Below are 19,257 nucleotides of genomic sequence, written 5' to 3'. Positions count from 1 at the left end.
ATGCCCCGGGAGCGCTGCCCCTCATCCACCACCACGGTCGTGATGCGGCAGACGGGCAGCTTGCTGAGAAAGGGGACACTCTCGTTGAGGTCGATGCGGGCGGTGAGAAAGGCCCCCCCCCCCCCCCCCCCCCCCCCCCCCTCTGGTTTCCGACAGAATCGGCCTCAGGCCGGGTCGCTGACACCGCTGGTAGAGAGAGTCTTCTGGGAGAGCCAGAGGCCGCTCGCCTTCATCAGATAGCCAAACAGGGCGCCGATGATGAGGGAGGGCAGAATGAGCCGCCACTCGCCTGCGGCGCCGAAGGTGGCACAGCAACCGGCGAAGGTGCCGGGAATGTAGGCGAGCCACTGCTGCCTGGCCTGCACGCACATCAGGGTGGCCACCACCCCTGTCATCAGATATCCCGCCATGCCGGCCCCCCACCAGGTCTCCCCGTGGATCAGCAGGAGTGCCCACAGCATGCCGGTGGTGTTGCACAGCAGGGTCTGCAACAGCGCCTTGTAACCGCCACTCGAGGCGAAGTAGCTGGTGCAGCCGAGGAAGCCGACCCAGGAGATGAGACCGAGTGCGGCGGCCAGTCCACCCCAGACGGCGGAGAGGATCCCGGTCGTGATGGCGATGGCGAACAGTGGGCTCATGGCGTGACTCTCAGTGGTTGAATCCGGAAAAGGAGGCAGCCTACTCCGCGGTAGAGCGGCAGCAAGCTGGGGCCGGATTGTGTGTGATCCCGGTCACTCTTTGCAACTCTGGAATACGCTTGCGCTCGCGAAAAAAATTCATTGGAGGCGCCGCAGACCTTGTTCCATAGTTAGAGGCCCTGTCCTGCTCATGGAGTGAGTCTGATGGTGCCAAACGTGATCGTTCCTCTGCTGGTGTTCGTAGTGCTCTTCCTGGCCGGTACCATGGCCAAGGCACTGCCCCTTTACCAACTCATGTAATTCTGTGTGAAATAAAACTCGGCCGGGGCGGGTCTTATGGTTGTCAACCTCATCGTCCCGGGAGTTTTTTCATGTTGATCAAGCGCCGTACTTCTCATCACCCCACCGAACAGGATGTCACGCCGGAAACCGTCTATCAGGATCGTCGCCGCATCCTGAAAGGGCTGGGCCTGGGCGTCGGTGCCGCCACCCTGGCGTTTCCGGTGAAGGCCAGCCTGCTGGATCTCTTCGCATCGGACAAGCCGGCCCCCGTGGCCCCCACCAGACCCCTCGACATCCGTGCCGCGACCCGGCCAGAGGGATTGATCCTCACCCCGGAGGAGAAGGCCACCACCCACAACAATTTCTACGAGCTGGGGACCGACAAGGGGGATCCGGCCCGCAACGGCCATTACCTCAAGCCCGAGCCCTGGACCCTGAAGGTGGAAGGGGAGGTGGCCAAACCCTTCACCCTGGATGTGTGGGATCTCATCAACAAGAGCACGCTGGAGGAGCGCATCTATCGGCTGCGCTGCGTGGAGGCCTGGTCCATGGTGCTGCCCTGGAGCGGCATTGCGCTGGCGGATCTGATCCGCCGTGCCGAGCCCACCAGTCGCGCCAAGTTCGTGGCCTTCGAGACGCTCTATGATCCGGAACAGTTGCCGGGGCAGGCCTCCCGTGCCCTGGGGGGCGGCATCGATTATCCCTATGTGGAGGGCTTGCGCCTCGACGAGGCCATGCACCCCCTCTCCTTCCTCGCCATGGGGCTCTATGGCAAGACCCTGCCCGCCCAGAACGGGGCACCCATCCGGCTGGTGGTGCCCTGGAAATACGGCTTCAAGAGCATCAAGAGCATCGTCTCCATCCGCCTGGTGGAGGAGATGCCCCCCACCACCTGGAACCTGCTGGCCCCCAACGAATATGGCTTCTACGCCAACGTCAACCCGAGCGTGGATCACCCGCGCTGGAGCCAGGCGAGCGAGCGTTTCATCGGCGAGGGGGGCATCTTCGGGGCCAAGCGCCAGCCGACCCTGATGTTCAATGGCTACGGCGACGAGGTAGCGTCCCTCTATCAGGGGATGGATCTGCGTAGATGGTATTGAGACTGACGCGCTGTCCGACTGATCTCTTGCCGCCTTTTCCCCAGGTGGGAGAGGGGATGAGAAGCGGGAAAAACATGACGGGAACTGCAATATGACGCCGAGACTGAAAACAGCCCATATCAACGGCTTGCGGGCGCTGGTGCACCTTGGTTCGCTCGGTTTTCTGCTCTGGCTGGGCTATGCCGTGCCAGCCGGGCTGCTGGGGGGGGATCCGGTCCAGGGGCTGACCCATTACCTTGGCAAGGGGGCCCTTCACCTGCTGTTGCTGACCCTGCTGGTGTCGCCGCTCGCCAAGCGCTGGCGCCAGGGGCAGCTCATCAAGTTGCGCCGCCCCCTCGGGCTCTGGTGCGCCGCCTGGGCGTCCCTGCACTTCATGGTCTGGCTGGGGCTGGATCTGCAGTTCGACTGGGGACTGATTGGCGGCGAGCTGGTGAAGCGCAGCTACATAGTGGTGGGCATGGTGGCGCTGCTGTTGTTGCTGGCGCTCGGCATCACCTCGATCCCGGCCCTGTTGCGTCGCATGGGGCCTGCCTGGCAGAAGCTGCACAACTGGATCTACGGGGTGGCTCTGCTGGTGCCGATACACTACTGGTGGTCGGTCAAGAGCGGGTGGCAGGAGCCCCTCATCTATCTGGTGCTGGCCTGCGCCCTGCTGTGGCCCCGTCGGGAAAAGCTGCTGCGCCCCTGGCGCAGGCGAGCGCAAGTAGCCGGGAGGGGGGCGGCGCAACAGCCGTCACGCCCATAGCAAAAGAGGCCTATTCGGCCTCTTTTTTGGTGATCTCGCCGGTGTTGGCATCGACCTGCAACTGGACGCGCTGAGCGTCGGCATTCAGGGTATCGACCTCGAATTTGTCCCCTTCCAGCTCCACTTCCCGAATGTCGTGATACCCTTGTGCCAGCAACAACTTGACCAGTCCGGCCATGTCGAGACGTGTCTGCGCCGCCCAGCCAAAGGTGGAAAAGAGGCACAAGATCAGCAGGATACTGCGTGGGATCATATTCATTCCGGATTCATGGCTGGCACACTATAAACGGCATTATGTTAGGTTTTGAGAGATGAATCACCCATGAATAGCGCGCTGCCCCTGCTTGGATTGCTGCTGCCGATGCTGGTTCAGGCGGCCCAGCCGAACGAGGCCTTGCTGCAACAGGCGGTCAGCGAGGGGCGGGTCCGTCCTTTTCATGAGTTGATGGCGGTGGCCTCCCGCCTGCCGGTGCGGGTGCTGCGGGTCGATCTGGGTGAGGAGGATGGCGTCTGGCTCTACGAGCTCAGGCTCATCGACGAGGAGAACAGCGTCATCAAGGTGGGCTACCGGGCTGACAACCTGGAGATGGTGTGGCTCAAGGGTCACCATCTGGAACGCCTGTTCGCTCCGCGCCCGCCCCCGGAAGAGGAGTAACGGCGTGAGTCCGCGAACCTACCGCCGTCCGGTTCGTCCCCCCCAACCGTTGCCGGTGCCGGCACAACCCTGTTTTGGATACCCATGTATGCGCATTCTGATAGTTGAAGATGAAAAGATCCTCGCGGGCCAGCTGGCGGAACAGCTGCGTCTGTCCGGTTTCGTCACCGATCTCTGCCACGATGGCAACGAGGCGGGCTTTCTCGGCGAGACCGAACCCTATGACGCCATCATCCTGGATCTCGGCCTGCCCGGTCGCGACGGCCTGAGCGTACTGAAGGAGTGGCGCAACAAGGGGATGGACACCCCGGTGCTGGTGCTGACCGCCCGTGGCCAGTTGCACGAGAAGATTGAAGGGCTCAACGCTGGGGCGGACGACTACCTCACCAAGCCCTTCCAGGTGGCGGAGCTGGTGGCGAGGGTGCAGGCGCTGGTGCGCCGGGCGGCGGGGAACGCCAGCTCCATCCTCGAGATCGGTGGCGTGCGTCTCGACATGGCGGCGTCCCAGGTGTGGTACGAAGGAACCCCCATCAAGCTCACCGCCCACGAGTTCCGGGTGCTGGGCTACCTGATGCAGCACAGGGGCAAGGTGGTGTCCCGCAGCGAGCTGATCGACCACATCTATGCCCAGGATTTCGATCGCGACTCCAACACCGTGGAGGTGTTCATCGGCCGCATTCGCAAGAAGACCCACGCCGATCTCATCGAGACGGTGCGCGGCCTCGGCTACCGGATCAACGAATGACACCCTCGCAACCGATGGCGGGGTGGGTTGAATGAGGCTGGTACGCACCCTGCGAGGTCGGCTGGTGGTGATCGCCATGGTCTGGTGCGGTCTCTTCCTGTTCGCCACCGGCTTCAGCCTGCAGACCATGATGCGCAACTACTGGCAGGAGGCGGAGGCCGATGGCCTGCGCCTGCAGCTCTACGATCTGCTCTCCCGCCTCGAGATCCAGCCGGACGGCATGCCGGTGGTCACCGAGCCCATGGCCGACCCCCGTTATCGCCAGCCCTACTCCGGCTACTACTGGCAGCTGGAGCTGGGGGAGACGGTGGTCAGCCGCTCCCGCTCCCTGTGGGATGCCCATCTGAGCGCCCACGGCCTGAAGTCGGCCTTCGGCGATCCGGATCTCTTCGTCGGCAAGGGGCCCAACAAGGAGCCCCTGCTCATCATGACCCGTACCGTGCTGCTGCCGGGGTCTGATCGGGTCTTCACCCTGGTGATGGCCAAGGACAGCAGCGCCCTGACCCAGACCCTGAAGAAGACCCGTATCAGCCTGTTCCTCGGCCTCGGCTTCGCCGCCACCGGCCTGGTGCTCGGCTTCATGTTCCAGATCCTCTACGGCCTGCGCCCGCTGCACCTGCTGCGCCGCGAGCTGAGCCGCGTCCATCAGGGTCATCAGGAGGGGTTCCGGCTGCGCTACCCCCTGGAGATCCAGCCGCTGGTGGAGGACATCAACCGCCTGCTGCACCACTATGGCGAGCTGCTGCAACGAGCCCGTTCCCACACCGGCAACCTGGCCCACGCCCTCAAGACGCCGCTCAGCATCATGCGCAACCAGGTGACCCAGTTGCCGCCGGAGGATCAGGCCGCCCTCGGCGAGCAGCTCGACCAGATCCAGCGCCACATCGACTACCACCTCGGCAAGGCGCGGGTGACCGGCGCCGCCAAGATCCTCGGGGTGTCGACCCCGGTGCGGGCCCGGGTGGAGTACATCTGCCGCGCCTTCTCCCGCCTCTATCCCGGCAAGACGGTGGACTTGCAGGTGCCGGTCAATCTGGCGGTCGGGGTGGAGGAGCAGGACTTCGACGAGATGGTGGGCAACCTGCTGGAGAACGCCTTCAAGTGGTCCGCCAGCGAGCTGCGCATCTCCAGCGCCGAGCTGGGGGGCTGGATCACCCTGCGCATCGAGGACGACGGTCCCGGCATGAGCGAGGATCAGATCGCCAAGGCGGTGCTGCGGGGGGTGCGCCTCGACGAGAAGGTGCCGGGCTCGGGCCTTGGCCTCAACATCGTCTCGGATCTCGCGGAAGCCTATCGCGGCAGCCTTATCATGGGGCGGGCCGAGCTGGGGGGGCTCGCCGCTTCCCTCTCCCTGCCCAAGGTGGCCAGGGTCGAGTGACGAGGGGCCCCGTCGGGGGGCCCCTTTTGTGCCGCCGTGCTGGCAAGGGTGCGGCACCCGGCATAAGATACGTCTCTTGTTTCAGGTGTAGGAAGGGTAGCAATGACTGACGATCCTTGGGCTTTGTGCCATCTCGATGATTCGTTCGATGCCTCGGTGCTGGGCACCAAGGGGGCTCAGATCCAGTGGTTCGAGGACAGGGATGCCCTGATCCAGTTCCTGCTGGAGGACTTTGTCGACCTGCTGGCCGACGTGGGTGAGCTGGACGAGGATCAGACCGAGAGCGCCCGCGAGCGCTTCACCCTGCTGGTGGAGCAGAGCCTGGATGATCGCACCCTGATGGATGCCATCAACGATCTCGCCTCCGGCCTGCGCCGCATTGCCTGGCTGGGGCCCCTCTCCGAACTGGCGGAGTTGAGCGACGACTTCGCAAGCGGGCTGCGAGCCTTCTTCTGGAGCCAGTATGACGGTGACGAGGATGACCCCGAGGCCTGGGTGCCGGAAGATCTCTGGCCCCAGCTGGTGGAGTGTGCCGAAGAGTACATGGTGGAAGGAGACTTCTGAGCCACCTTGTCCGCGCTCTGGCTGCAAGGCGGGTGGAGTATGCGGAAGAGTATATGGTTGAGGGTGACTTGTGATTCTGAGCCACACCACAAACTGCGATAAGAAAACGGCGCCTTGATGGCGCCGTTTTTGTTGCTCAGTCCTCTACTCAGCCGTTGGCCGGTACCTCGTGCGCCGTGTTGGCGAGCACTGGCCCGATATACTTCTCTATCTGCAATTGGGCCATGTGGCCGCAGTTGCCCTGGGCCAGACTGGACGAGCCCTCGTCGAAGGTGAGGCAGTTGACGTTGCCGTTCTTGCAGATGCTGCCCGCTTCGCCCGGCTTGGCCGGGTCATACCAGGCCCCTTCACACACCCGCACTACCCCGGGCCGGATATCGGCGGATATCAGGGCCCCCACCAGGATCTGGCCGCGCTCGTTGAAGGCCCGCACCAGATCGCCATCCTGGATGCCACGGGCCTTGGCGTCGGCGGGATGGATCATGATCGCTTCGCGGTCGGCGATGGCGAACTTGTCCCGCAGCGGGGTGTTGTCGAGCTGGGAGTGCAGCCGCTGGGTCGGGTGGGAGGTGTTGAGCGACAGCGGATAGCGCGCCGCCACCTCGCTCTTCACCCACTCCTTGGGCTCATACCACTTGGGATGACCGGTGCAGTCGGCATAACCCATCCCCGCCACCGTGTTGGAGAAGATCTCGATCTTGCCGGACGGGGTACCGAGCGGGTTGAGCAGCGGGTTTTCGCGAAAATCGGCGTGACGGATCCACTGGCGGTTGGCTTCCGGGATCGGGAAGCGGATGTAGTTGTTGGACTCCCAGAACATGTTGAACGGCGGCAGTGCCACCCGGGCGCCACGGGCCTGGGCCGCCATGCCGTCGTACATCTGTTTGAGCCACAGCATCTCGTCCTTCCCTTCGGTGTACTGCTCCTGCACGCCCAGCTTGGCGGCGATGGCGCTGAAGATGTCGAAGTCGTTGCGGGCTTCAAACTGGGGGCGGACGCACTGGTGCATGGGGAAGACGTAGCGCTGGGAGTAGTCGCCCCCCATCTCCAGGTCGTTGCGCTCATAGCTGGTGGTGGCCGGCAGCACGATGTCGGCGTGCTTGGCAGTCGCCGTCCAGTAGGGCTCGTGCACGATCACGGTCTGCGGCTTGCGCCACGCCTGCAGCAGGTTGTTGGTGTCCTGATGGTGGTGGAAGGGGTTGCCCCCCGCCACGTAGACCAGCTTGATGTCCGGATAGGTCACCTTGCGGCCGTTGAAGTCGATGGTCTTGCCCGGGTTGGCAAGGCAGTCGGCGATGCGGGCCACCGGGATCGGGGCCGGGCTGTTCTTCGGCGCATTGCCAGCGGAGATGCCCGCCAGAATGCCGCCCTTGGCGGTGGGGCTGCCACCGGAGGAGTAGTGGTAACTGAAGCCGTAGCCGCCCCCCGGCAGGCCGATCTGGCCCAGCATGGCGGCCAGAGTGACCAGCATCCAGTTGGGCTGTTCACCGTGGTGCTGACGCTGCATGCCCCAGCCCGCCATGATCATGGTGCGCTTGGCGGCCATGTCGAGGGCCAGCTGGCGGATCACCTTGGCATCGACGCCGCAGACGCTGCTCGCCCACTCGGCGCTCTTGGGCTGGCCGTCCTCTTTGCCGAGCAGATAGGCGAGGAAGGTGTCGAAGCCGACAGTGTAGCGATCGAGGAAGGCCTGATCGTGCTTCTTCTCGCTGTAGAGGGTGTGGGCCACCCCCAGCATCATGGCCACGTCGGTGTAGGCGTTCAGGGCAATCCACTCGGCGCCGACCAGCTTGGCGGTCTCGTTGTAGACGGGGTCGATGCTGATGACCCGGGTGCCTTTCTCTTTCAGCGCCTTGAAGCCGGCCTGCCCCTCGTGATCCGGCATGTTCCAGCTGTTCTTCAGGGTCACCTGGGCGTTGACCCCCCAGAGCACCACCAGTTCGGCGTGTTCCACCACGTTGGGCCAGGCGGTCTGCTGCTCGTACACCTCGATGGAGCCCATCACGTGGGACATGATCACCTGGGCCGCGCCGGTGGAGTAGTCCCCGGCATAGCCGGTGAAACCCCCGGCCAGGTTCATCAGGCGGTGCAGCAGGGTGCGGCTGTTGTGGAACATGCCCACGCTCTTCCAGCCGTAGGAACCGGCGTGGATCGCCTGGGGGCCGAAATCAGACTGGACGCACTGGATCTCGCCGGCCACCAGGTCGATGGCCTTTTCCCAGCTCACCCGTACCCACTCGTCGGCACCGCGCAGCTCCGGTCTGGCGCCCGGGCCGTGCTCCAACCAGCTTTTGCGCACCATGGGGTACTTGATGCGGTTCTTGGCGTGGACCTGGAACGGCGCCATGTCGATGAGGTCATTCGGTGCCGGATCGTCGGCCACCGGCTGGACCCGCACCATGCGGCCCTCGGAGACGATGGCCTCGAAGGCCCCCCAGTGGGCGCCGGTCAGGATGCCTTTCTGGGCGGGCACCAGGGTGGGGAACTGCTCAAGGGCCGTGCTGACGGCCTTGGCCAGGGCGCTTTTCGGGAAGAGACCAGCCAGCAGGGGCAGGGCGGCACAGGCCCCCAGCCCCTTGAGCAGAGTACGGCGGGAGAGGTTGGTCTGTTGGTCATTGAAAAAAGTCATGGGAGAGTCCTCTGTTCCTGCCTTAATGGGCCGCGCTCATGTCGCTGGCGTGTTTCTGCACGTATTGGGTCAACATGCGAGCCTGCTCCGGGGTGAGGGAGGTACGGGACTCCATCCCCTTGATGACGCCGATCCACTGGTTGGCGTTGAAGTGATCCAGCGCGGTGAGGCCGTGACAGCCGGTGCAGTTGTTGGACATCAGGGTGGAGGCGTATTGCCACAGCTTGCCCTGGTCGCCGATGAGCTGGCTCTGGTCGACCCAGGCGGTCAGGCTGACCTGATGCCAGGTGAGGTTGGTGGCGCTGTCGGTTTCGCTCTTGCCGGTCACGAGGGCTTTTCTGGCGGCTTCGCCGACCAGCACGCTCAGGATCCGTTTGCCGGGGGCGGTGTAGAACACCTCGCTCACACCGTCCTGCTGCCAGCCGTCGATGCGCACCTGGGTGCGGCCGTTGTCGTTGGCCAGCACTTCCACCTGGGTGGAGGGCATCAGGGTGCCTTCGTCAGTCTTGGCGCCAGCATCCAGATAGAGCGGGGTGGTGGCGATGGCATAGCGGGTGGTGACGGTTACCGGGGTCTGGGCCGCGGCGGCGGCCAGTTCGCTGGCACCGGCGGCGGCCAGGCCGCTCATGTCCGGCATGATGTGGGCAACGCCGCGGTGACAGTCGATGCAGGTCTGACCCTCCTTGATGGCGACCGGGTGCTCGGCGCGGGCATTGGGGCGCTGGGCCAGGATGTCCATGGCGGCGTAGCTGTGGCAGCTGCGACAGGTGGCGGAGTCATTGGCCTTGAGCTGATCCCACACGGTCTGGGCCATGCGCAGCTTGTGGGCCTCGTATTTTTCCGGGGTGTCGAGGGTGCCGATCGCCTCGTGATAGATGTCTTTCACGGCGCGGATCTTGGTCCAGAGATAGGCGGCGGGTTCACTGGGGATGTGGCAGTCGGCGCACTCGGCGCGGATCCCCTTCACGTTCTGGAAGTGGACACTGCCCTGATATTCGGCGAGGGGGGTCTGCATGGAGTGGCAGGAGACGCAGAACTCGGTGGAGCTGGTCTTGTGCAGCACGGTGACGGTGACGCCCAGTGCAGCGACCCCCAGCAGGGCCCCGAGCAGCAGAAGCCAGAACCAGGTCTTTCTCAACAGTTTTCCAAGCATGGTGACGGTGTCCTTCGAATTCGGGTATTACCAATATAGTAGTAGTCCCAGGATTCTAAGGGTTGACCTCGGTCATGGTTTTAATTTCGACATATAATTGATTTTTGGTTTTGTTATTTGTTTTGTCATGATTTTTTGAATTTAAATCTCACTTTTCCCATCCAGCGGGAGCGGGATGTGCTGTGGTGAGAGCGATGCCCAAGCCGGGGCGAGGAGGCAGTACGCCACCCCGGGGCTTGGGGTTTGCGGTGAGAGGATTGTATACTGTTCACATATACAGTATTCAGGTGTATCCATCATGCGACTCTTTATCGCCGAGAAACCCAGCCTTGGCCGCGCCATCGCCGATGTCCTCCCCAAACCGCACAAGAAGGGGGATGGTTTCATCGAGACGGCGCAGGGAGACGTGGTGACCTGGTGCATCGGTCACCTGCTGGAGCAGGCCGAGCCCGATGCCTACGATGCCGCCTACAAGCAGTGGCGCATGGAATCCCTTCCCATTGTCCCGACCCAGTGGCAGCTGGTGGCCAAACCCAAGACCAAGGCCCAGCTGGCCGTCATCAAGGGGCTCATCAAGCAGGCGGACTGCGTGGTCAACGCCGGTGACCCGGACAGGGAAGGGCAACTGCTGGTGGACGAGGTGATCGACTTTCTCGGCTATCCCAAGACCAAACCGGTTCAGCGCTGCCTCATCAGCGATCTCAATCCCCCCGCTGTGCGCCGCGCCCTCGACAAGCTCAGGGACAACAAGGAGTTCGTGCCGCTGGCGGTGTCGGCGCTGGCCCGTAGCCGTGCCGACTGGCTCTATGGCATCAACATGACCCGGGCCTATACCCTGCTTGGCCGCAAGGGGGGTTGCAGCGAACTGCTATCGGTGGGCCGGGTACAGACCCCCTTACTCGGTCTGGTGGTGCGCCGGGATCTCGAGATCGAGGCCTTCGTTCCCAAGCCGTTCTACGAGGTGATGGCCCATCTGCTGACCCAGGGCAACGAACGCTTCACCGCCAGGTGGCTGCCATCGGAGGCCTGCCTGCCCTGGCAGGATGAGGAGGGACGGGTGCTCAACCGGGCGCTGGCCGCCAAGGTGGTGGAGCGGATCCAGAGGCAACCCGCCCGGGTGGAGGCGGTGGAGGAGCAGGCGCGCAAGCAGGCGGCGCCGCTCCCCTACAACCTCTCCAGCCTGCAGATCGACGCGGCCAAGCGCTTTGGCATGGATGCCAAGCGGGTGCTGGATATCTGCCAGAGCCTCTACGAGCGGCACAAGCTCATCACCTATCCCAGATCCGACAGCCGCCATCTGCCGAGCGAGCACTTCAACCGGGCCGGCCAGGTGCGGGAGGCCATCGCCAGCACGGCCCCTGCGCTGGCCAGGGCGGTCGCCGAAGCGGATGGAAGGATCCGCAGCAAGGCGTGGAACGACAGCAAGGTGGATGCCCACCACGCCATCATTCCCACCGAGAAGAGGGGGAAGGAGGCGAGCCTGGGGGCCGACGAGGCGAAGCTGTACGGCCTGATTGCCCGCCAGTATCTGCTGCAGTTCTACTCGCCGTTCGAGTACAACGACAGCAAGGTGTTGCTGCGCATCGCCGGAGGGCTGTTCCAGGCCAAGGCGCGCCGCATCCTCAAGGCGGGCTGGAAGGCGCTGCTCGGAGTGGAAGAGGATGACGAGGAGGAGGCGGGAACCCTGCCTGCCCTGAAAGAGGGGGAGGAACTGCTGTGCGAGCGGGGGGAACTGCTGGAGAAGATGACCCAGCCCCCCAAGCCGTTTACCGATGCCACCCTGCTGGCCGCCATGACCGGCATCGCCCGTTATGTGCAGGATCCCGAGATCCGCAAGACCCTGCGGGAGACCGACGGTCTGGGCACCGAGGCGACCCGGGCCGGGATCATCGATCTGCTGTTCAAGCGCCGCTTCCTGGTGCGCCAGGGCAAGAGCATCAAGGCCACCCCGACCGGGCGAGCCCTGGTCCAGGCGCTGCCCGCGACCGCCACTACACCGGACATGACGGCACTGTGGGAGCAGAGTCTGGGGCAGATCGCCGAACGTCACGGCAGCTACCAGCAGTTCATGGGGCCGCTCACCGAGCAGCTTAACGGCCTGATCGAGGGGGCGCGGCAGGATTCCGGCGCCAGCTTCAGCGCGCTGCCCAAGGCGACGCCCGGTGACAGCAAGCACCGCTTTGCCCGCCGCAAGCGGACTGCGTCCACCGCCGCACGCCCCCGCACGAGCACGGGCAAGAGTGCTCGTGCGGGGAAGAGCCCTGGAAAGAGCACTGGCAAGGGGACGACCAGGGGCAAGGCGGCCTGAGGCTGGCGCGCGCCGTGATCACATAGAAAAGAAAGAGGGGCCGGAGGCCCCTCTTTGTATGGATGGGATGGCTTACCCCGTGTAGACGCTCTCTTCCGGATAACGGATGCGGGTCTCCACCGGACGGGCCAGCATGATGGCCAGGGTGAGGGGCCCCAGACGGCCACAGATCATCACCAGCACCAGGATCAGCTTGCCCGGCTCGCTCAGTGAGGCGGTGATGCCGGTGGACAGACCCACGGTGGCAAAGGCCGAGATGGTCTCGAACATGATCTTGTCGAAGGGTTGCGACTCCGTGAGCATCAGCAGGAACATCGCCAGCATCAGCACCATGGTACTGACGATGATGATGGCCAGGGAGCGGGTCACTATCTGGGGTGACAGGGTGCGGCCGAAGGCGGTGACATGGGGTCGCTTGGTCAGAAACGCCCGGGTCGCCAGCAGGACGACGGCAAAGGTGGTGACCTTGATACCGCCCCCAGTCGAGGTCGCCCCGGCACCGATGAACATCAGCATCATCATGAACAGCAGGGAGGCCGGTACCATCTGGCCGATATCCACCGTGTTGAAGCCCGCCGTGCGCGCGGTGGCCGACTGGAAGAAGGCGGCCAGCCACTGGCTCCCGAAGGAGGCGTTGCCCAGGGTGCCCGGGTTGTTGTGCTCCAGCAGCCAGAACATCAGGGTCCCCAGCAGCAGCAGGGCAGGGGTCATCAGCAGCATCAGCTTGCTGTGCAGTTTCAGCTTGCGCCAGCGGCGGTTGCGCACCAGGTCGACGATGACGGTGAAGCCTACCCCCCCCAGGATCAGCAGGGCCGGTATGGTCAGGCTGATGATGGGGTCATCCCGGTAGTCCATGAGGTTGTTGGCAAACAGCGAGAAGCCGGCGTTGTTGAAGGCCGACACCGCGTGGAAGAAGCTGACGTAGAGGCCGTGGCTCCAGCCCATGTCGGGCACCCAGCGAATGGCCATGATGGCGGTGCCGATCAGCTGGGCAATCAGGGCGAACAGGACGATGCGCTTCACCAGCTGGACGATGTTGACGGATCCCTCCTGGCCCAGTGCCTCCTTGGCCAGCACCTGCTGGCGCAGCCCGACCCGCTTGCTGAACATGGCGATGAGCAGCAGTGTCATGGTCATCTGGCCGAGACCGCCAATCTCCATCAATATCAACAGGATGATCTGCCCCTGCAGGGTGAAGGCGGTGCCGGTATCCACCACCCCGAGGCCGGTCACGCTGATGGCCGACGTGGCGGTGAACAGGGCGTTGATGACGGTGACCTCACCCTTGTGGCTGGAGGGCTGGACCAGAAACAGGGTGCCGACCAGCAGGATGATGAGGAAACTGCCCAGGATGAGCTTGGCCTCGCTCCAGCGGGAGTTGTCTTCCCGGTGCAGGGTGAAGGCGTAGTTGCTGCGCCAGTTGATCATAGGGTGTCGAGCCAGTGATCGATGGCGTGCTTGTTGCCGGCCAGGATCAGGATGTCACCGAGTTGCAGCTCCATCTTGCCGGTCAGGACGTTGTGGAGCACCTCGCCACGCTTGATGGCCAGCAGCTGGAAATCGCTTTGCTGCAGCAGGTGCAAATCTGCCAGGGTGCGGGTGTTTTGCTGCAGGCCGATCACGAACTCGGTCAGCACCATGTCGTGACCCAGCTCCAGGTAGTCGAACAGCCGGTTGTCCAGCATGCTCTGGGCTACCCGGCGGCCCATGTCCCACTCCGGGTTGATCACCTTGTCCGCGCCCACCTTCTGCAGGATCTTGGCGTGGAACTTGTCGCGTGCCTTGACCCAGACCTTCTTCACGCCCGCCTCTTTCAGCACCAGCGTGGTCAGGATGCTGGTCTCCAGGTTGTCGCCGATGGCGACAAAGACGATGTCGAAATTCGCCAGGCCCAGTTCGGCGACCGTAGCCTCGTCGGTGGCATCGGCCACGATCACGTGGTTGCAGAGGGTGGCTATCTGGCGGGTCTTGCTCTCGTCGATGTCGATGGCCAGTACCTCGGCATTCTGGCGCTGCAACTCTTCGCACAAGGCGCTGCCAAACAGGCCCAGGCCGATGACGGCGAATTGATTGTTCATGCATGCTTCCTCAGCGGGATGAAGGGGTTACTCTACTCCAGAGCCCTGAGTCCGAAAAGTGTCCGGGTTTTTTGTCCCGGGGGATCTGGGGTAAACTGCGCCCTTGTCCTTGTCGGAACACACAGATGAAACTCACCCCCCACGCCTCCCTGTCGACCCTCAATACTCTGGGCCTGGACGCACACTGCCTCTGGCTGGCCGATGTGACCCGGCCGGATGATCTCGCGCAACTGCGGACCAACCCGGAGTTGGCCACCTTGCCGCGCCTGGTGCTGGGAGGAGGAAGCAACATCCTGTTCTGCGATGACTTTGCCGGTCTGGTGGTCCACAACGGCCTGAAAGGGATCATGCTGCACGAGGAGTCCGAGCACTGGCGGCTACACGTGGCGGCAGGTGAAAACTGGCACGAGCTGGTATGCCACGCCCTGCAACAGGGCTGGCACGGGCTGGAGAACCTGGCACTCATTCCCGGGACAGTCGGGGCGGCCCCGGTACAGAACATCGGTGCCTACGGGGTCGAGCTGGCCAGCGTCTGTGCCTACGTGGAGGCGTTCAACTGGCAGAGTGGCGAGGTTGAGCGCATCGCGGCGGCCGACTGCCGGTTCGGTTACCGTGACAGCATCTTCAAGCACGACTATCAGGACTCCCACTTCATCACCGCCGTCGGTCTGCGCCTGCCCAAGGCATGGCGCCCGGTCGCCGGTTATGGCCCGCTGGCGGCGCTGGGGGATGCCTCTTCGCCACAGGCCATTTTCGACACAGTCTGTGCCACCCGCATGGCCAAGCTGCCTGATCCGGCGGTGCTGGGCAACGCGGGCAGTTTCTTCAAAAACCCTGTGGTGCCCGCTGCCCTGGCCGAGACCCTGAAACAGCAATACCCGCAGATGCCCTGCTACCCCGCGGCAGAAGGGCAGGCCAAGCTGGCGGCTGGCTGGCTCATCGATCAGTGCGGTCTCAAGGGGTTTGCCATCGGTCGTGCCGCCGTCCATCAGGAGCAGGCGCTGGTGCTGGTCAATCTGGGGGGCGCCAGCGCCATGGAGCTCATCGCGCTGGCGGCCCATGTCCGCGACAGCGTGGAGCACCAGTTCGGTGTGGTGCTGGAACACGAGGTGCGCTTCATTGGGCGCAGCGGTGAAACCTGGCTCGACGAGGTGCTGGCATGACCCTGACCCCCGTCAGACAGACTCTGATCACCCTGCTCAGCGATGGTCAGTTTCATTCCGGCGAGCAGCTGGGCGAGCGCCTTGGCATCAGCCGGGCGGCGGTGAGCAAGCACATGGCCGCGCTCAAGGAGCTGGGGCTTGATCTCTTCAGCCTGACCGGCAAGGGCTATCGGCTGGCGGTGCCCATGGCCCTCTATGACGAGGGGCGGCTGCAGGCAGAGGCACCGATGGCGCCGGTGCACTGCTTCCCTGTCATCGATTCCACCAACCAGTACCTGCTGGAGCGGGTCAATACCCTGAGCTCCGGGGAAAGCTGTCTGGCCGAGTGCCAGACCGCCGGGCGGGGACGTCGTGGCAAACCCTGGGTTTCTCCCTTCGGTTGCCAGCTGATCCTGAGCATGTACTGGCGGCTTGAGCAGGGCATGGCGGCCGCCATGGGACTGAGTCTCGCGGTCGGCGTGGCGGTGGTAGAGGCGCTGGAGTCACTCGGTTATCCCGGGGTGGTGCTCAAGTGGCCGAACGACCTCTATTACCAGGGCCGCAAGCTGGCGGGCATCCTGGTGGAGATGAGCGGCAGTGCGGGTGCCAGCTGCCATCTGGTGATCGGGGTCGGCCTCAATCTGGCGATGCCGAGTCGGGAGGGAGAGAAGATCGATCAGGCCTGGTCCGAGCTGCGCCATATCCAGCCCGAGCTGGTGGATCGCAACGAGCTGGCCGCCTGCGTGCTGCTGCACCTGCAGCAGGCCATGCAGACCTTCGAACAGACGGGACTGGCGAGTTTTGTCGAGAGCTGGAACCGGCTCGACCACTTCGCCGGCCAGCCGGTGAAGCTGCTGATGGGAGAGCAGGTGATCCGCGGGATTGCCCGGGGGATCGACGAACGCGGAGCCCTGCGTCTGGAGACGGAAGAGGGGCTCAAGCTCTATCTGGGAGGGGAACTCTCCCTGCGGCGGGGGGACTGAACCCATACGCTCATGACGACTGAATGGAAGAGGGGACCTGCGGGCCCCCTCTTCCATGTATGCATTGCGACAGTGGTCACTTGCGCAGCTTGATCTGCTCGATGGCGTGCTCGTTGCCCTTGGTGAGGATGAGGTTGGCCCGCTCCCGGGTCGGCAAGATGTTCTCTTGCAGATTCAGGTAGTTGATATCCTGCCAGATGTTGTTGGCGATCTCGGTCGCCTCGCTTTCGGCCAGCTTGGCGTAGTGGTGGAAATAGGAGTCGGGATCCGAGAAGGCGCCGCTGCGGAATTTGAGAAAACGATCGATGTACCAGGTGCGCAGCAGCTCGGCATCGGCATCCACATAGATGGAAAAGTCGACGAAGTCCGACACGAACACGCGATGAGGGTCCTGGGGATAGTCCATGCCGCTTTGCAGCACATTGAGCCCTTCCAGGATCAGGATGTCCGGCTGCTCCACCACCTTCTTCTCGTCGGGCAGGATGTCATAGATGAGGTGGGAGTAGACGGGGGCCTCGACCTTCTCGTGGCCGGCGCGGATATTGGCGACAAACTCCACCAGATGGCGGATGTCATAAGACTCGGGGAACCCCTTGCGGCGCATCAGGCCACGGGCTTCCAGCTCCTTGTTGGGAAACAGGAAGCCGTCGGTGGTGACCAGCTCCACCCTGGGGTGCTCCGGCCAGCGCTCCAGCAGTGCCTGAAGGATACGGGCCGTGGTGCTCTTTCCCCCCGCCACGCTGCCGGCGATGCTGATGATATAGGTGCCCTTGCCGCGGGACTGACCGAGAAACTGCTCCAGCACCCGGCTGCGGCGCTGCTTGGCCTTGACGTAGAGATTGAGGAGACGGGAGAGGGGCAGATAGATCTCTTCCACTTCCCGCAATGACACCTTCTCGTTGATCCCGCGCAGGGTCTGCAGATCGTGCTCGGTCAGGGTCAGGGGGACCGCATCGCGCAATAACGCCCATTGTTCGCGGGTGAATTGCAAATAGGGGTTATGCTCTGTCGTCATGGTGTCATCACTGTTTCTTGGGCAGGGCGACCATACACCAAGGGATCGGGAGCGACAAGGGACGCGTCCGGTCGGGACGGAGAAGGAGCGTTTTTTTGCCTGGATCCCGGCATAAATGCACATTTTGCAAGGTGCAATGGTTGCATCCCCAAAATCCTTACCATAAAATGCGCGACGCTTGGATGTCTGTCGTCTATTTGCCCAGCAAAAGCGACAAAAACAACGGGTGCAAGCAGAATTACCGTTGTGGCATTTATGCAACTGGAGGGGTTCCCGAGCGGCCAAAGGGATCAGACTGTAAATCTGACGGCTCTGCCTTCGAAGGTTCGAATCCTTCTCCCTCCACCATATTTCTCTGCGGTTTGAGTTCTTTGGGTTAGAGAAATGCGGGCATCGTATAATGGCTATTACCTCAGCCTTCCAAGCTGATGATGCGGGTTCGATTCCCGCTGCCCGCTCCAAGATGCTGATATGGCTCAGGTAATTCTGAGAGCCACACCTTAGGGTGAGTTCGGCAATCGAACCAGCCTGTCAGCACCAACCTCTCTACTCCCCTTGATTCAAATCCATCATATAAACTGTTCTGTGGTTAGCTTGCCACCGCGTACTCAGCGTTAGTTTAGAGGGACGATCATGTCTAAAGAAAAATTTGAGCGTAATAAACCGCACGTTAACGTGGGTACCATCGGCCACGTTGACCACGGTAAAACCACCCTGACCGCCGCCATCACCAACGTGCTGGCCAAGCACTTCGGTGGTAAAGCTTTCGCCTTCGACCAGATCGACAAGGCACCGGAAGAGCGTGAGCGTGGTATCACCATCAACACCTCCCACGTAGAATACGACACTGCTACCCGCCACTACGCTCACGTAGATTGCCCGGGTCACGCCGACTACGTTAAAAACATGATCACCGGTGCTGCCCAGATGGACGGCGCAATCCTGGTAGTAGCAGCGACTGACGGCCCGATGCCGCAGACTCGTGAGCACATCCTGCTGGGTCGTCAGGTAGGCGTTCCGTACATCATCGTGTTCATGAACAAGTGCGACATGGTAGATGACGAAGAGCTGCTGGAACTGGTCGAGATGGAAGTTCGCGAACTGCTGTCTGAGTACGACTTCCCGGGTGATGACCTGCCGGTAGTACGTGGTTCCGCACTGAAAGCGCTGGAAGGCGAAGCTCAGTGGGAAGAGAAGATCCTGGAACTGGCTGGCCACCTGGACACCTACATTCCGGAGCCGGAGCGTGCCATTGACCAGCCGTTCCTGATGCCTATCGAAGACGTCTTCTCCATCGCAGGCCGTGGTACCGTAGTAACCGGTCGTGTAGAGCGCGGTATCGTCAAGGTTGGTGAAGAAGTGGAAATCGTTGGTATCAAAGATACCACCAAGACCACCTGTACCGGCGTTGAAATGTTCCGCAAACTGCTGGACGAAGGTCGTGCAGGTGAGAACGTTGGCGCGCTGCTGCGTGGCGTGAAGCGTGAAGACGTAGAGCGTGGTCAGGTACTGGCCAAGCCGGGCACCATCAAGCCGCACACCAAGTTCGAATCCGAAGTGTACGTGCTGTCCAAAGAAGAAGGTGGTCGTCACACTCCGTTCTTCAAGGGCTACCGTCCGCAGTTCTACTTCCGTACTACCGACGTGACCGGTACCATCGAACTGCCGGAAGGCGTAGAGATGGTCATGCCGGGCGACAACATCAAGATGGTTGTTACCCTGATTGCGCCGATCGCGATGGACGACGGCCTGCGTTTCGCCATCCGTGAAGGTGGCCGTACCGTAGGTGCTGGTGTTGTAGCCAAAGTTATCGCTTAATCTTGGCTTACATAAATAAAGCAA

Annotated in this window: 17 protein-coding genes, 2 tRNA genes and 1 pseudogene; 12 read left to right on the top strand and 8 right to left on the bottom strand. The window is 62.9% G+C overall.

Features of this window, described 5'->3' with window-relative positions; all coding sequences use genetic code 11:
* Both PG883_RS23870 and PG883_RS14660 read right to left on the bottom strand, forming a co-directional pair.
* Positions 1-110 (bottom strand): annotated as a pseudogene (locus PG883_RS23870) (GNAT family N-acetyltransferase); the annotation flags it as partial.
* Positions 111-164: 54 nt separating this feature from the next.
* Positions 165-638, bottom strand: a complete 474-nt coding sequence (locus tag PG883_RS14660) for a DUF1097 domain-containing protein (RefSeq protein WP_043153924.1) — start codon at positions 636-638, stop codon at positions 165-167.
* A gap of 371 nt (positions 639-1,009) precedes the next feature.
* Between PG883_RS14660 and msrP the strand changes: the two genes are divergently transcribed.
* A complete protein-coding gene (gene msrP / locus PG883_RS14655) occupies positions 1,010-2,020 on the top strand; it encodes a protein-methionine-sulfoxide reductase catalytic subunit MsrP (protein WP_270807347.1) in 1,011 nt (336 codons plus the stop codon).
* 91 nt (positions 2,021-2,111) lie between these two features.
* Entirely contained in the window at positions 2,112-2,765 is a 654-nt protein-coding gene (locus PG883_RS14650; RefSeq protein WP_201927098.1) for a protein-methionine-sulfoxide reductase heme-binding subunit MsrQ, read from the top strand.
* A 10-nt stretch (positions 2,766-2,775) separates the two neighbouring features.
* Here the strand turns inward: PG883_RS14650 and PG883_RS14645 are convergent, their stop codons facing one another.
* Positions 2,776-3,024 (bottom strand): PepSY domain-containing protein, encoded by a 249-nt coding sequence (locus tag PG883_RS14645; RefSeq protein ID WP_045522788.1) that lies wholly within the window; start codon positions 3,022-3,024, stop codon positions 2,776-2,778.
* A gap of 63 nt (positions 3,025-3,087) precedes the next feature.
* Between PG883_RS14645 and PG883_RS14640 the strand changes: the two genes are divergently transcribed.
* From PG883_RS14640 to PG883_RS14625, 4 genes are all read left to right on the top strand, one after another.
* Positions 3,088-3,420, top strand: a complete 333-nt coding sequence (locus tag PG883_RS14640; RefSeq protein WP_041211926.1) for a PepSY domain-containing protein — start codon at positions 3,088-3,090, stop codon at positions 3,418-3,420.
* 88 nt (positions 3,421-3,508) lie between these two features.
* Positions 3,509-4,165, top strand: a complete 657-nt coding sequence (locus tag PG883_RS14635; protein WP_270807346.1) for a response regulator transcription factor — start codon at positions 3,509-3,511, stop codon at positions 4,163-4,165.
* A 31-nt stretch (positions 4,166-4,196) separates the two neighbouring features.
* A complete protein-coding gene (locus PG883_RS14630) occupies positions 4,197-5,543 on the top strand; it encodes a sensor histidine kinase (protein ID WP_010675971.1) in 1,347 nt (448 codons plus the stop codon).
* 102 nt (positions 5,544-5,645) lie between these two features.
* Positions 5,646-6,107, top strand: coding sequence for a hypothetical protein (locus PG883_RS14625; protein WP_010675970.1), 462 nt, complete (start codon positions 5,646-5,648; stop codon positions 6,105-6,107).
* A 148-nt stretch (positions 6,108-6,255) separates the two neighbouring features.
* Here PG883_RS14625 and torA read toward each other — a convergent pair whose 3' ends face one another.
* Positions 6,256-8,736 (bottom strand): trimethylamine-N-oxide reductase TorA, encoded by a 2,481-nt coding sequence (torA, locus tag PG883_RS14620; protein ID WP_270807345.1) that lies wholly within the window; start codon positions 8,734-8,736, stop codon positions 6,256-6,258.
* A gap of 22 nt (positions 8,737-8,758) precedes the next feature.
* Entirely contained in the window at positions 8,759-9,889 is a 1,131-nt protein-coding gene (locus PG883_RS14615; RefSeq protein WP_200164634.1) for a NapC/NirT family cytochrome c, read from the bottom strand.
* Between the two features lie 298 nt (positions 9,890-10,187).
* On the opposite strand from PG883_RS14615, the gene PG883_RS14610 reads away from it, so the two are divergent.
* The gene (locus tag PG883_RS14610) at positions 10,188-12,197 is read left to right on the top strand and encodes a DNA topoisomerase III (RefSeq protein WP_200164635.1); all 2,010 of its coding nucleotides are present in this window, start codon (positions 10,188-10,190) and stop codon (positions 12,195-12,197) included.
* 72 nt (positions 12,198-12,269) lie between these two features.
* Here PG883_RS14610 and PG883_RS14605 read toward each other — a convergent pair whose 3' ends face one another.
* Together PG883_RS14605 and PG883_RS14600 are read right to left on the bottom strand one after the other, a co-directional pair.
* Positions 12,270-13,625 carry a TrkH family potassium uptake protein gene (locus PG883_RS14605; RefSeq protein ID WP_200164636.1) on the bottom strand — a complete coding sequence of 452 codons (1,356 nt, stop codon included), beginning with the start codon at positions 13,623-13,625 and terminating at the stop codon, positions 12,270-12,272.
* Entirely contained in the window at positions 13,622-14,275 is a 654-nt protein-coding gene (locus PG883_RS14600) for a potassium channel family protein (RefSeq protein WP_041211920.1), read from the bottom strand. Before PG883_RS14600 ends, PG883_RS14605 begins: the two co-directional genes overlap by 4 nt.
* A 125-nt stretch (positions 14,276-14,400) precedes the next feature.
* Here PG883_RS14600 and murB point away from each other — a divergent pair, with 125 nt between their 5' ends.
* Positions 14,401-15,438: a UDP-N-acetylmuramate dehydrogenase gene (gene murB, locus PG883_RS14595; RefSeq protein ID WP_223924496.1), complete on the top strand. Its 1,038-nt coding sequence runs from the start codon at positions 14,401-14,403 to the stop codon at positions 15,436-15,438.
* Positions 15,435-16,400 carry a bifunctional biotin--[acetyl-CoA-carboxylase] ligase/biotin operon repressor BirA gene (birA, locus tag PG883_RS14590; protein WP_223924497.1) on the top strand — a complete coding sequence of 322 codons (966 nt, stop codon included), beginning with the start codon at positions 15,435-15,437 and terminating at the stop codon, positions 16,398-16,400. The genes murB and birA overlap by 4 nt, the downstream gene beginning before the upstream one ends.
* 76 nt (positions 16,401-16,476) lie before the next feature.
* Here birA and coaA read toward each other — a convergent pair whose 3' ends face one another.
* Positions 16,477-17,415 carry a type I pantothenate kinase gene (gene coaA / locus PG883_RS14585; protein WP_029314861.1) on the bottom strand — a complete coding sequence of 313 codons (939 nt, stop codon included), beginning with the start codon at positions 17,413-17,415 and terminating at the stop codon, positions 16,477-16,479.
* 263 nt (positions 17,416-17,678) lie between these two features.
* Here coaA and PG883_RS14580 point away from each other — a divergent pair.
* The 3 genes from PG883_RS14580 (at position 17,679) to tuf (ending at position 19,233) form a co-directional block, all read left to right on the top strand.
* Positions 17,679-17,763: transfer RNA gene (locus PG883_RS14580), tRNA-Tyr, on the top strand.
* Between the two features lie 38 nt (positions 17,764-17,801).
* A tRNA-Gly gene (locus tag PG883_RS14575) sits at positions 17,802-17,876 on the top strand.
* Positions 17,877-18,048: 172 nt separating this feature from the next.
* Positions 18,049-19,233: an elongation factor Tu gene (gene tuf / locus PG883_RS14570; RefSeq protein WP_005306325.1), complete on the top strand. Its 1,185-nt coding sequence runs from the start codon at positions 18,049-18,051 to the stop codon at positions 19,231-19,233.
* Positions 19,234-19,257 lie beyond the last annotated feature (24 nt).

The sequence above is a fragment of the Aeromonas sp. QDB25 genome, assembly GCF_027707725.1.
In the GTDB taxonomy this organism is placed as follows: domain Bacteria; phylum Pseudomonadota; class Gammaproteobacteria; order Enterobacterales; family Aeromonadaceae; genus Aeromonas; species Aeromonas caviae.
The sequence above is the reverse complement of the archived record's forward strand: the minus strand, read 5'-3'. Positions and strand labels throughout refer to the sequence as shown.

Excerpts from the sequence above, each read along its gene's own strand:
- PG883_RS14630 (WP_010675971.1), top strand. The coding sequence starts at position 4,197 with ATGAGGCTGGTACGCACCCTGCGAGGTCGGCTGGTGGTGATCGCCATG.
- PG883_RS14650 (WP_201927098.1), top strand. The coding sequence starts at position 2,112 with ATGACGCCGAGACTGAAAACAGCCCATATCAACGGCTTGCGGGCGCTG.
- birA (WP_223924497.1), top strand. The coding sequence starts at position 15,435 with ATGACCCTGACCCCCGTCAGACAGACTCTGATCACCCTGCTCAGCGAT.
- tuf (WP_005306325.1), top strand. The coding sequence starts at position 18,049 with ATGTCTAAAGAAAAATTTGAGCGTAATAAACCGCACGTTAACGTGGGT.
- PG883_RS14605 (WP_200164636.1), bottom strand. The coding sequence starts at position 13,625 with ATGATCAACTGGCGCAGCAACTACGCCTTCACCCTGCACCGGGAAGAC.
- PG883_RS14660 (WP_043153924.1), bottom strand. The coding sequence starts at position 638 with ATGAGCCCACTGTTCGCCATCGCCATCACGACCGGGATCCTCTCCGCC.
- msrP (WP_270807347.1), top strand. The coding sequence starts at position 1,010 with ATGTTGATCAAGCGCCGTACTTCTCATCACCCCACCGAACAGGATGTC.
- coaA (WP_029314861.1), bottom strand. The coding sequence starts at position 17,415 with ATGACGACAGAGCATAACCCCTATTTGCAATTCACCCGCGAACAATGG.
- murB (WP_223924496.1), top strand. The coding sequence starts at position 14,401 with ATGAAACTCACCCCCCACGCCTCCCTGTCGACCCTCAATACTCTGGGC.
- PG883_RS14610 (WP_200164635.1), top strand. The coding sequence starts at position 10,188 with ATGCGACTCTTTATCGCCGAGAAACCCAGCCTTGGCCGCGCCATCGCC.
- PG883_RS14625 (WP_010675970.1), top strand. The coding sequence starts at position 5,646 with ATGACTGACGATCCTTGGGCTTTGTGCCATCTCGATGATTCGTTCGAT.
- torA (WP_270807345.1), bottom strand. The coding sequence starts at position 8,736 with ATGACTTTTTTCAATGACCAACAGACCAACCTCTCCCGCCGTACTCTG.
- PG883_RS14640 (WP_041211926.1), top strand. The coding sequence starts at position 3,088 with ATGAATAGCGCGCTGCCCCTGCTTGGATTGCTGCTGCCGATGCTGGTT.
- PG883_RS14600 (WP_041211920.1), bottom strand. The coding sequence starts at position 14,275 with ATGAACAATCAATTCGCCGTCATCGGCCTGGGCCTGTTTGGCAGCGCC.
- PG883_RS14615 (WP_200164634.1), bottom strand. The coding sequence starts at position 9,889 with ATGCTTGGAAAACTGTTGAGAAAGACCTGGTTCTGGCTTCTGCTGCTC.
- PG883_RS14635 (WP_270807346.1), top strand. The coding sequence starts at position 3,509 with ATGCGCATTCTGATAGTTGAAGATGAAAAGATCCTCGCGGGCCAGCTG.
- PG883_RS14645 (WP_045522788.1), bottom strand. The coding sequence starts at position 3,024 with ATGAATATGATCCCACGCAGTATCCTGCTGATCTTGTGCCTCTTTTCC.